Annotated in this window: 10 protein-coding genes; 9 read left to right on the top strand and 1 reads right to left on the bottom strand. The window is 51.8% G+C overall.

The genetic code is table 11. The features are described 5' to 3' along the window. Positions 1-61 precede the first annotated feature (61 nt). The 7 genes from pyrF (at position 62) to J7619_RS07225 (ending at position 8,459) form a co-directional block, all read left to right on the top strand. Entirely contained in the window at positions 62-886 is an 825-nt protein-coding gene (gene pyrF / locus J7619_RS07195; RefSeq protein ID WP_291196174.1) for an orotidine-5'-phosphate decarboxylase, read from the top strand. 41 nt (positions 887-927) lie between these two features. Continuing rightward, positions 928-2,157: a diaminopimelate decarboxylase gene (gene lysA / locus J7619_RS07200; protein WP_291196176.1), complete on the top strand. Its 1,230-nt coding sequence runs from the start codon at positions 928-930 to the stop codon at positions 2,155-2,157. A 137-nt stretch (positions 2,158-2,294) separates the two neighbouring features. Further along, entirely contained in the window at positions 2,295-2,759 is a 465-nt protein-coding gene (locus J7619_RS07205; protein WP_291196180.1) for a YciI family protein, read from the top strand. A 123-nt stretch (positions 2,760-2,882) separates the two neighbouring features. Continuing rightward, positions 2,883-5,486 (top strand): ATP-dependent chaperone ClpB, encoded by a 2,604-nt coding sequence (gene clpB / locus J7619_RS07210; RefSeq protein WP_291196183.1) that lies wholly within the window; start codon positions 2,883-2,885, stop codon positions 5,484-5,486. Positions 5,487-5,699: 213 nt separating this feature from the next. Then, complete coding sequence (locus tag J7619_RS07215; RefSeq protein ID WP_291196186.1) at positions 5,700-6,251, top strand: type 1 glutamine amidotransferase domain-containing protein; 552 nt, start codon at positions 5,700-5,702, stop codon at positions 6,249-6,251. 114 nt (positions 6,252-6,365) lie between these two features. After that, positions 6,366-7,868, top strand: coding sequence for an ATP-binding cassette domain-containing protein (locus tag J7619_RS07220; protein ID WP_291196189.1), 1,503 nt, complete (start codon positions 6,366-6,368; stop codon positions 7,866-7,868). A 63-nt stretch (positions 7,869-7,931) separates the two neighbouring features. Continuing rightward, positions 7,932-8,459 carry a dihydrofolate reductase family protein gene (locus tag J7619_RS07225; RefSeq protein ID WP_291196192.1) on the top strand — a complete coding sequence of 176 codons (528 nt, stop codon included), beginning with the start codon at positions 7,932-7,934 and terminating at the stop codon, positions 8,457-8,459. A gap of 9 nt (positions 8,460-8,468) precedes the next feature. On the opposite strand, the gene porQ is transcribed toward J7619_RS07225, so the two are convergent. Next, positions 8,469-9,560: a type IX secretion system protein PorQ gene (gene porQ, locus J7619_RS07230; protein WP_291196195.1), complete on the bottom strand. Its 1,092-nt coding sequence runs from the start codon at positions 9,558-9,560 to the stop codon at positions 8,469-8,471. 88 nt (positions 9,561-9,648) lie between these two features. Here porQ and J7619_RS07235 point away from each other — a divergent pair, with 88 nt between their 5' ends. Further along, on the top strand, positions 9,649-11,208 hold the full coding sequence (locus tag J7619_RS07235) for an acyl-CoA carboxylase subunit beta (RefSeq protein ID WP_291196198.1): 1,560 nt from the start codon (positions 9,649-9,651) through the stop codon (positions 11,206-11,208). Between the two features lie 168 nt (positions 11,209-11,376). Beyond that, on the top strand, positions 11,377-12,666 hold the full coding sequence (locus tag J7619_RS07240; protein WP_291196201.1) for a Gfo/Idh/MocA family oxidoreductase: 1,290 nt from the start codon (positions 11,377-11,379) through the stop codon (positions 12,664-12,666). Position 12,667: the final 1 nt, after the last annotated feature.

A 12,667-nucleotide genomic window follows, 5' to 3' on the forward strand; every position in this document is an offset into this window, starting at 1 on the left:
TGCGGCAAATTTATGAATCTATTGGAAGAGGTTGTAATTTCGCCGCAATATTTACAAAATCATGACTTATCAAGAGCTCTTCCAGCAAATTTCGACTAAAAGGTCCTATTTGTGTGTGGGTTTGGACACCGATATCCAGAAAATCCCGGCGCATTTGTTGAAAACTGACGATCCTATCTTTGAATTCAACAAGCAGATCATCGACGCCACCGCCGACTACTGCGTGTCGTATAAACCCAACATCGCATTTTACGAAGCCATGGGACCAAAAGGTTGGGAGAGCCTTCAAAAAACCGTCGAGTACATCCCGAAAAGCCACTTCACAATTGCCGACGCGAAGCGCGGCGATATCGGAAACACTTCCGGCTTGTATGCAAGGGCTTTTTTCGACAAATCGTCTTCCGGCCTCGAATTCGATTCCATCACCGTAGCCCCTTATATGGGCAGCGATTCGGTGACGCCGTTCCTGGCATTCGAAGGCAAATGGGTGATTTTGCTCGCATTAACCTCCAACCCGGGCAGCGCCGATTTCCAGCGGCTTGATGCGGAAGGCTCTGCCCTGTACGAAAATGTTTTGCGCACGTCGCAGACCTGGGCAGGTGCAGAGCGCATGATGTATGTAGTAGGCGCCACGCAAGCATCCGACTTCGAGCAAATTCGCACCATCATCCCTGATCATTTCCTGCTCGTACCCGGCGTAGGCGCACAGGGCGGAAATCTGGAAGAGGTTTCGAGGTTCGGCATGAACAAAAGCTGCGGATTGCTCGTCAATGCGTCGCGCAGCATTATCTACGCCAGCAATGGCACCGATTTCGCCGAAAAAGCGAAACTGGAAGCTGCGGCCCTGCAACAGGAAATGGCCATTTATCTCGACAAATATTTGTAGTTCAATCATTCCGGCACAGTACCTGCCGCCCATATCATACAATGCAACTTTCTGACCATTACCCATATTCTATTCAGGGAATCGACCCTATTGAGTTAATCAACCAGTACGGAAGCCCGCTTTACGTGTACGACGGCGCGACTATCCGCAGGAAAGCAGCCGAGCTGCAACATGCATTTGCCGGCGTGAATATGAAGATCAAATATGCCTGCAAGGCCAATACCAACCTGGCCGTGCTGCGGCTGATGCGCGAAATCGGGGTAGAACTGGACGTAGTATCACCGGGTGAATTTGAAATGGGGAAAATGGCGGGTTATGCTGCGAACCAGATCACATTTACGCCCAGCGGCGTACATTTTGAAGAAGTACGCGAGGCTGTCGAAGCCGGGGCGATTGTGAACGTCGACAGCATCCCGCTGCTAGAATGGTTCGGACAAACTTATGGCAATACCAAGCCCTGCATGATCCGCATTAAGCCCAATGTAGCTGCGGGAGGGCACACCAAGATCATGACGGCGCACGCCGACTCCAAGTTCGGGATTTCAGTCCTGCTGCTGGATCAGATTTTGGAGGTAATCAAAAAGTACGATATTAAAGTGATCGGCTTGCACCAGCACACAGGTTCGGATATTAAAGACGCCGAACCATTCCTGAAAGTCGCCGATATCCTTTTCGAAACCGCGAAGCATTTCCCCGACCTCCAGGTGGTCGATCTGGGCGGTGGCTTCAAAGTTTCCTACCTGCCGGGCGACGCCATTACGGATATGGATTTACTGGGCAAAAAGATTTCCAAACGATTTCAGACGTTCTGCCAGGAATATGGCCGCGAGTTACAGCTTTGGTTTGAACCGGGCAAGTTTCTCGTCAGCGAATCGGGCTTCCTTTTCGTTACTACCAATGTGGTTAAGGAAGATCCCGCACGCAACTTTGTGCATGTAGATTCGGGCCTTAACCACCTGATCCGCCCGATGATGTATGGTTCCTACCACCACATTCTCAATATTTCAAACCCGAAAGGTGAATTGAAGCATTACAATGTGGTAGGCTACATCTGTGAAACCGACACCTTCGCCACCGACCGCGAACTTCCCGAGGTCCGTAAGGGTGATGTGCTGGCATTCCTGAATGCCGGCGCTTATGGGTTAACGATGAGCTCGAACTACAATGCCCGCTTCCGTCCGGCCGAAGTGCTGATCGACAACGGCGTGGCAAAGCTGGTAAGACGGCGCGAGACGATGGAAGATTTACTAAGGACGCAAACAGAGATTTAAGATTTTGCCACAAATCAGTAGAGAGAAGCTGCACAAAAGTACCTGTGCAGCTTCTTGTTTTTGGTACCCGTCCGCATTCCTTTTCAGTCAAAATTTCAATACATTTATTCATTAACCTATACTTAAATCGATGACTGATGAAAACACTGTACGCCACACTCCTCCTGGCCTGCCTTTCGGCCGTTTCCTATGACGGCATTGCCCAATCCGCCAACGCAGCCTATGACTCCACGCTTGCCAAAAAGCTGAATGCGGATGAATATGGTATGAAGAAATATGTGATGGTTTTTCTGAAAACAGGAAGTGCGACGAATGTCCCCAAAAGCAAATCGGACAGTGCCTTCGCCGGGCATATGCAGAACATCAACCGCCTCGCCGAGACAGGGAAGCTGGTTGTAGCAGGCCCATTTTTCAAAAATGACAAATACCGCGGTATTTTCATCCTCAATGCAGATTCCATCGAGGAAGGTCGAAAACTCGTCGAGACCGACCCCGCCGTTCAAGCCAAGCTGCTCGACATGGATCTATTGATGTGGTACGGCTCCGCGGCGCTGGCCGAAACGCTCGAAATCCATAAGAAGATCGAAAAGAAAAGCCACTAACTTCTTGCCATTTTGTCCGAAACGCCCCCTTCACGTCACTCTTTTGAGACAAAATTTCCGATTTGATCAATCGGCACACCATTTTTCATTCAGCGTTGTACCATTAACAAAGCGATCAACGCCATGAACTTTAACCAATATACTATCAAGGCGCAGGAGGTAATCCAGCACGCCGCTCAAATGGTCCAGGGAAACCAGCAGCAGGCCATTGAAACGGGGCACGTGTTGAAATCCATTTTGGAGGAGGACCCCAATACGTCATTATTTCTACTTAACAAACTCAATATCAGCGCGGATGTACTCAACAACCGTTTACAGAAGATATTGGATGGGTACCCGCGTGTGAGTGGGGGACAGCCCTACCTGGGCAACGATATGGCCGCTGCCAGTGGCAAGGCACAGAATTACCTGAAAGAATTCGGGGACGAATTCATCAGCATCGAGCTGCTGATTCTGGGTATACTCAGCGGAAAAGATTCCACAGCCAACATGATGAAGGAGCTGGGATTCAATGAGAAGGAACTGATCAATGCAATCAAAGAACTAAGAGGAAAGAATAACCCTGTGAAAGATCAAAACGCAGAAGCCAAATACCGCTCTCTGGAACGGTACAGCAAAAATTTAAATGAACTGGCCAAAGCGGGTAAAATTGACCCGGTTATCGGCCGTGACGAAGAAATCAGGCGGGTATTGCAGATACTCAGCCGCCGTACGAAAAACAACCCGATCCTGCTTGGTGAGCCGGGTGTGGGTAAAACCGCCATCGTGGAAGGGCTGGCCCAGCGTATCGTGCAGGGCGACGTTCCTGAAAACCTGAAATCGAAAACCATTGTGTCGCTAGACATGGGTTTGCTCATTGCCGGTGCGAAATACAAAGGAGAATTTGAAGAAAGGTTGAAAGCGGTTATCAAAGAGGTGACCGATTCGGAAGGTGAGATTGTACTCTTTATTGACGAAATCCACACGCTGATCGGTGCGGGTGGCGGTGGCGAAAGCGCCATGGATGCCGCCAACTTGCTGAAACCGGCATTGGCACGCGGCGAACTGCACGCGATCGGTGCTACCACATTGAAAGAATACCAGAAATACGTCGAGAAGGACAAGGCTTTGGAACGTCGGTTCCAGGCTGTGATGGTGGATGAGCCTAATATCTCCGATGCGATCAGCATTCTGAGGGGTATCAAGGAAAAATATGAATTGCACCACGGTGTTCGCATCCAGGACGACGCGGTGATCGCTGCCGTAGAGCTTTCGAACCGCTACATTAGTGACCGGTTCCTGCCCGACAAGGCGATTGACTTAATGGATGAGGCCGCTTCGAAATTGCGCCTCGAAATGGACAGCGTGCCGGAAGAGCTCGATGAGCTGAACCGCCGCATTATGCAGCTTGAAATTGAGCGCGAGGCGATCCGCCGTGAAAACAATAAGGACAAGGAAACAGTCCTGAACAAAGAAATTGCCGACCTCGGCGAGCAACGCAATGCCCTGAAATCCCAATGGGAAAATGAAAAGGGGAAAGTAAATGAGGTACGCGCATTGAAAGAACAAAGCGAGCAACTCCGCCTCGAAGCCGAGCAGGCCGAACGTTCGGGCGACTTCGGAAAAGTAGCCGAGATCCGCTATGGCCGCATTCCGGAGGTTCAGGCCAAATTGAATGAGCTGCAAAAGTCCGAAAATGCGGAAAGCCTGATGCAGGAAGAGATTACGCCGGAGGATATTGCCGAAGTAGTGGCTAAATGGACCGGTATCCCTGTCAGCAAAATGCTGCAAAGCGACCGCGAGAAGCTGCTGCAACTCGAAGAGCATTTGCACCAGCGCGTGGCAGGCCAGAATGAGGCCATTGAAGTGGTGTCCGACGCCGTACGCCGCAGCCGCGCAGGTTTGCAGGATGCGAAACGGCCGATTGGCAGTTTCCTCTTCCTCGGCCCGACGGGTGTAGGTAAAACCGAGCTAGCGAAAACGCTGGCCGAATACCTCTTCAACGACGAGAATGCCATGGTCCGGATCGATATGAGCGAATACCAGGAACGCCACGCGGTAAGCCGCCTCGTGGGTGCGCCTCCGGGGTACGTGGGTTACGATGAAGGCGGACAGCTCACGGAGGCCGTTCGACGCAAACCGTACAGCGTAATCCTGCTCGACGAGATTGAAAAAGCACACCCGGATGTGTGGAACATCCTGCTGCAAGTGCTCGACGAAGGTCGTTTGACTGATAACAAAGGTCGTGTGGCGAATTTCAAGAACACGATCATCATCATGACGTCGAACATCGGCAGCCACATTATCCAGGAGAAATTCGCGGAAGACGAAGGCTGGAACCACACGCTGATCATCGAAGAGGCCAAACAGGCGGTACTCGATCTGCTGAAAGCGTCCGTAAGGCCCGAGTTCCTCAACCGTATCGACGAGATCGTGCTGTTCGAACCGCTGACCTTGAAAAACATCCGCAAAATCGTGGATATCCAGTTCAAAGGCATTCAGCACATGCTGAAAGAGCAGGGAATCACGCTCGACGCAACCGACGAAGCACTCACCAAGCTCGGTGAAGACGGTTTCGATCCGGCATTCGGTGCGCGTCCGCTGAAAAGGGTCCTTCAAAGAAGAATCCTGAATGAACTGTCGAAAGGCATTCTGAGCGGACAGGTTGCGAAAGACTCGGTGATCATGATGGAACTCGATTCGAAAGGTGAGCTGGTTTTCGAAAACGTCGGGGGCGTAGAGATATAATCGCGGAATAATGCTAATACAGGGAGCGGCAGCAATGCCGCTCTTTTTATTTTCCCCAAATCGGGATTTACCGGAGGCCTCATTCCCACGTTGTGGAAGCTGCGCACCGCCGCTTTGCCGCGTGCTCGACCCAAAAACAAGTCGATTTACTGGCATAGTTTTTGTACAATTATTTATTCTTATAGTCTAACCTTTTAATCCGCACCTAAATCCATGGAACAATCACTGAATTCAATCAAAGTCGCGATACTGGTTGCCGATGGATTTGAGCAGGTTGAAATGACCTGCCCCAGAAAAGTCCTAAACCAACGTGGCGCGACAACCCATGTCATTTCGCCCAGCAAGGACATTGTGAAAGGATGGAGTCATCTGGATTGGGGCGAAAACCATCGGGTCGATGTCCCGCTTGAAATGGCACGTGCCGAATATTACGACGCACTGCTGCTGCCGGGCGGAGTGATGGGCCTCGACGCGCTGAGGATCAACCAGAAGGCGGTCGACTTTGTGCGGTCGTTCTTTATCGCCGGAAAACCGGTGGCAGCTATCTGCCACGGCCCGCAAATCCTGATCGACGCCGACGTGGTACTGGGCCGCACGCTTACCTCCTACGCCGCCATCCGCCACGACCTCGAAAATGCCGGCGCGATATGGGTAGATCAGGAAGTGGTGACCAACAACGGGCTCGTCACAAGCCGTACGACCGACGACCTTTCGGCATTCGTCAGCACGATGATCCGGGAGTTCAATATGGAATTCCACCATTAACTGCATTAATCACAGATTCAAACGCTTAGCAAGGGCATCCGGCAACGGATGCTCTTTTTGTTTCCATTTAAAGCCAAAATTGTGGTATTTGCTCTTTCATTACCTGGCTTTCGCATGACACTCATTTCGCTTCAAAACGTCTCCGTCCGCAAATACGAATCAACGGTCCTTTCTGAAATCAACTGGAATATTGAACAAGGGAAAAATTGGGCGATCATTGGCCCGAACGGCTCCGGCAAGTCGGTATTGCTCGAAGTTATCGCAGGAAAATGGCCTGTGCTGACAGGCAAGGTCGTTTACGATTGGAACACACCTGTCCGTGAGAATATCGAGCTTGCCTCTAACGACTATTCGTTCAACCGCATTGTGAGTGCCGGGGCTGAGTATTACCAGCAGCGTTTTCACGCATACGAGTCCGAACGCGCACCCAGCGTGCGGGCGATCCTGACGGACCAATTGAAACCGGTAGGCACCGTAGACGACAAATCCGTGACACTCGCGCCATCCAAAGTGAGTGATGAAGAACTGGGCCGGGTAAGCGGGTTGCTGTCCATCACCCACTTGCTCGATCACCCGTTTGTGACGCTTTCCAACGGCGAAACCAGGAGAATGCTTTTGGCGAAGTCGCTGTTGAAAAAACCGAAAGTACTCATGCTCGACAACGCGTTCAGTGGCCTGGATGTGCATTCGCGCGAGGTGCTTCGCAATGCATTGACCGAACTGAGCAAGCATGGCGTAACCATTATCATGGCCACCACGGCAACCGAAATACCGCCTTGCATAACCGATGTGCTGGAACTGGAAGCCGGGAAGATCGAAGCCCAAAAGCCCGTGGCGCAATTTCGGTCGGCGGCAACCCATACCCATCACTTTCCACAGCCTGATCCGCAAAAACTGGCCCATTTCGGCCATCCGGAATTCACCGGCTTCCAATATGCGCTCGATTTGAGGAATATCCGCGTCAAATATGGCGAAGATCAGATTCTCGACGGGGTAAGCTGGCAAATCGCCAAGGGAGAGAAATGGGCGTTATCCGGTCCGAATGGCTCCGGCAAATCGACATTACTGAGCATTATTACAGCCGATAACCCGCAGCGTTTTGCAAATGACTTTGACTTGTTCGATCAAAAACGAGGCGGCGCAGGGGCTTCCATCTGGGATATCAAGCAAAAGATCGGGCACGTTTCGCCGGAATTGCATTTGTACTTCCCCAGAAATACCACCGTTTTCAAAACCATTGCGTCCGGCTTTTTCGACGCCACCGGGGTTTTCTTTAAAAAACTCACGGAAACACAAATCGGACGCGTACACGAAGTGGCCGAGCTCCTTCACGTTCATGAACTGATCGAAAAGGATTTTTCACAGCTTTCAAAAGGGCAGCAAAGGATGGTACTGCTTGCGCGGGCATTGGTCAAAAACCCACCGTTGCTGATCCTCGACGAGCCTTGCCAGGGACTGGATACCGACGCAATCGACTATTTCAAATCGGTTGTAAATGCCATATGCGATACCGATCAACGGACATTAATCTATGTTTCGCATTATCCGAACGAGATCCCGAGCTGTGTAACGCATTATTTGAAACTGGAAAAAGGGAAGGTGGTCGAATCTCGCTAGTGGTTCCAACTTTTGACGAAAAATAGTCATCCTCTTTTTTCTGCTTTAACCAAATCACCAGCTATGACCAGAAAAGTATTCGTTTACATTGCCGCCAGCCTCGACGGCTACATTGCCAAACATGATGATGACCTGACGTTCCTTTCCCTCGTCGAGCAAGAAGGCGAAGATTACGGCTATGCCGAGTTCATCGACACCATCGACACGGTGATTATCGGTCGCAAAACGTATGATAAAGTCCAGGCCATGGGCATTGAATACCTTCGACCCGATAAGGAATACCACATCATGACGCGTACCCCGCGTGCGCAGGAAGGCAATGTCCGCTTCCACACCGGCGACCTGAAAGCCTTCATCGAAGAGTTGAAACAAAAAGAAGGGAAACACATTTTTGTCGACGGCGGCGCCGAAGTGGTGAACCAGCTCATGCAACTCGACTTGATCGACGAGTACATTGTTTCATTGATCCCTATTCTGCTTGGCGACGGCATCCGTCTGTTCAAAGACGGTCAGCCGGAGCAAAACCTTACTTTTCAGAGCAGTAAGTCTTTTGAAAAAGGGTTGGTACAACTGCATTACACGCGCAGATAACGCATCACATCAGCGGGCGGGCCTGGCTTTCACCGGCTCGTCCCATTTGCTTCTGACAAACCCGTTTTTGAGGTTCATTACAATGGAAATGGAGCTACTGCCGAAGCCTGGTACATATTGCGCCCGGCCATAACCGACCTCGAATCTTTTAATGCGCAGCCACGCGCCAAAGGAAAACCCGGCCAGCGCCCCACGATTATTCAGGCGCAATTCCTGCCTCTTCAAATGGTCGTAGCCTAGCAGAATGCGAAAATTGGGGTGTGCCAGAATCTCCGCGCCCAGGGACAAGTGCCTGCCCAGCTTTTCCGCTACGCCTACCTTTTTGGATAACTTATTACCATTGAGATCATAGGTATAAAACAGGTTCGGATCGTTGTAAACCATATCGAAACGGTTCAGATGATGGGCCGTCATCGACACCCGAACGGGCATATACTTCGGTTTGAAAGTCACCCCCACCCGCATATCCAACGGCAACACCGGCGTATTCGCCCCATTGTAGGTCTGTTTTAAAAAGCCGAAGTTTTTGGCAGCGAAACCGATTGTAAGGTCCTCCCGCGGATGCCGGAATGTGGCGCCCCAGTCGAATGCCATACCCCAGGTCTGGTAACTTTCAATGGACGCGCCCACGAACTTGGCCGTTGCGCCGAGCGTAAATGCGCCCAATGTATGTCCGTACCCTGCGGAAAGACCATAGTCCGCCGCGCGGAACTCCCCTACCACGTTCCCGATGTCGTCGGTTTCCTGCATGGTACCGTAGTTCAGGTATTGCAGCCCAACCGCCCAAATGCCACCCGTTTTGCGGACTCGGTTGGCATAACCCATATTCACAAATTTGGTATCCGCCAGGTAAGGCATCAGGTTCAGCGATACATTGTTGATCTTCGCGGAATCGAGCAGTGCAGGGTTTTGCAGAAACAACAGGGGATCGTTCCCTTGTGCGGTAATGTGGCTGGACCCCAATGCGGTACTACGCGCCTGGGCCGGCAATTGCAGAAAATCCAGACGGCTACGGCCACCCGTCACCTGGGCGAAAGCGGCATTCCATGGCCAGCATAGCCATAAGATCAGGAAAAGCAAACCGCTGCCCGTCGACCTCATAAACATCCAATAATTTCCCGAATCATTAAAATGCAGCTATATTTATAACCGTTCACCAACAACAAATGTAACCATATCCCCGCATTACATGGAATCCCGATCAGCCGCTGTTTCAAAAAAAGAACTTTTAGATCAAAAAAATGCTGAGGCTGAGCTGGGCGGCGGTGAAAGCAGGATCCAGGCGCAACATGCGAAGGGTAAACTCACTGCCCGCGAGCGCATTTCCATTCTCCTCGACAAAGGTTCTTTCGAAGAAATAGGCCGGTTTGTGATGCACCGCAGCAAGGATTTCGGGCTGGATAAAGAGCATTACCTCGGCGACGGCGTGGTGACGGGCTATGGTAAGGTCAATGGCCGGCTGGTGTACGTTTTTGCGCAGGATTTTACGGTTTTCGGTGGATCGCTTTCGGAGACACATGCCGAGAAAATTTGTAAGCTCATGGACCTCGCCATGAAAAACGGCGCCCCGCTCGTCGGCCTGAACGACTCCGGCGGGGCCCGCATTCAGGAAGGGGTACTCTCGCTGGCAGGTTATGCGGATATTTTCTATAAAAACACATTGGCGTCCGGTGTCATCCCGCAAATATCGGCCGTAATGGGCCCATGCGCGGGCGGTGCCGTATATTCGCCTGCGATCACGGATTTCATTCTGATGGTCGAAAACACGAGCTATATGTTCGTAACGGGGCCTAACGTCGTCAAAACCGTAACGCATGAGGAGGTAACATCAGAAGAACTCGGCGGCGCGATGACGCACGCGACGAAATCGGGCGTGACGCATTTTGTGTCTGCCAATGAAGTCGAATGCCTGCAATCCATTAAAAAATTGCTGAGCTACATGCCGCAAAACTGCGAGGACGACGCACCGCGGTACCCCTACACACCCGGCGACGAGCTTCGCCCCGCTTTGAATACCCTCATTCCCGAGAATGCCAACCAGCCTTACGACATGCGCGAGGTGATCACCGAGCTCTCGGACAGCGACAGTTTTTTTGAAGTACACGAAAATTTTGCCGAAAATATCGTCGTAGGCTTCTCCCGCATTGCAGGCAGGAGCATCGGCATTGTGGCTAACCAGCCGGCTGTACTCGCAGGTGTACTGGATATTCATGCAAGCCAGAAAGCGGCGCGTTTCGTGCGGTTTTGCGACTGTTTCAATATTCCATTACTGGTTTTGGAAGACGTCCCCGGCTTCCTTCCGGGCACCGATCAGGAATGGAATGCGATCATCAGCAACGGTGCGAAGTTGCTGTACGCATTCTGCGAAGCGACGGTTCCGCGCATTACCGTGATCACGCGTAAGGCTTACGGCGGCGCCTACGATGTGATGAACTCCAAGCACATCGGGGCGGATATGAACTTCGCCTGGCCTTCCGCCGAAATTGCGGTAATGGGAGCCAGCGGCGCAGCTGAGATTATTTTCAAACGCGAGATCGCACAGGCCGAAAACCCGGAGGAGAAATTGAAGGAAAAAATCGACGATTATACACACAAGTTCGCGAATCCCTACCGCGCCGCGCACCGTGGTTATATCGACGAGGTGATCTATCCCGACCAGACCCGCGCGAAGCTCATCCGTGCCTTCGAAATGCTCGAAAACAAGGTGGATGTGCTCCCTAAAAAGAAGCACGGCAACATTCCGTTGTAACGAGCACGCAGCGCGTATTGCCCATTTTCTCTGATTTTATAGCCTATTCCGCGGCCTTACCCCATTAATATCGGGTAATGCCGTGGAATGCTTTGGCGCATTCTGAATATTGTCCTAATTTCACAAGCACTTAACAATCATTTTTACTTCCTAAAAGAACCTTAACGAATGAAAGAAGAGAATGGCACTTCGGCATCCCGGAGGAGCGCCTCCCGGAGGAGCTTTATCAAAGGCTCGCTGGCAACGCTGGCAACGTTTTCGATCGTTCCCCGCCATGTGCTGGGGAAAGGTTACCTCGCTCCGAGCGACACGCTCACCAAAGCCATCGTCGGCACCGGCTCCATGGGCCGCGGGCACATCCCTTACGCAGGTACCAAGGTGGTAGCATTGTGCGACGTGGATAAAAGGCACCTCGACATCGCGGTTAACATGGTCGACAAAGGCGTCAAAACCTTCTCCGACTACCGCGAGCTCATCCAGCTTCCCGAAGTCGACATCGTGCACGTGGCGACACCTCCGCACTGGCACGGCATTATCGCTGCCGACGCCGCCCGCGCCGGTAAGGATGTTTGGTGCGAGAAACCGATGACACGTACCATCGGCGAAGGTAAGCGCCTGGTCGAGGCCGTCCAGCAGCATGGAAGGGTGTTCCGTCTCAACACCTGGTTCCGTTTTGAAAGCAATTTCTACGGAATGAATACGACCGTTAAACCTATCAAAAAGCTCGTTCAGAGCGGATTGCTCGGCTGGCCATTAAAGGTAACCGTGAGCAAGCATACCGGCTTCGACTGGAAATTTTATTGGGTAGGTAAAACCAACAATGCCCCTCAACCGGTACCAGCCGAACTCGACTACGACATGTGGCTCGGACCAGCGCCGTACAAACCATACAGCGAACACCGCGTACACCAGACTTTCCGCGGCTATTGGGATTATGATGGCGGCGGCCTGGGCGACATGGGCCAGCATTACATCGATCCTATTCAATACTTCCTCGGGAAGGACGATACCAGCCCTGTGAGCGTGGAAGTGGATGCTCCCCAGCAGCACACCGAGGCCGTAGGCACGTGGCGCCGCATTACCTATACGTATGCCGATGGCTGCCAGATCGTACTCGACGGCGAAGCCAAGGACGATAAAGTAGCGTACATCGAAGGTCCCAAAGGCAAGCTGTACCAAAATTTCAAATCGGATATTCCTGACCTGGAAAAGAAACTCGCCGCGTTCCCGGATCCCGAACCGCAGGTTACTGATTTCGTAGACGCCGTTAAAAACCGTAAGAAATTCGCGTTGAACGAAGAAAACGGGCACCGCTCTTGCACGATCGTCAACATGGGCCTCATCGCATTGCGCCTGGGCCGCTCGTTGAAATTCGATCCGGACAAGCAGGAATTTATCGACGACGAAGGCGCAAACCGGCTGATCAACCAACCTATGCGTGCTCCCTGGACCATTTAAG

Origin of the sequence: Dyadobacter sp. (genome assembly GCF_017744695.1) — a bacterium.
Lineage (GTDB): Bacteria > Bacteroidota > Bacteroidia > Cytophagales > Spirosomataceae > Dyadobacter.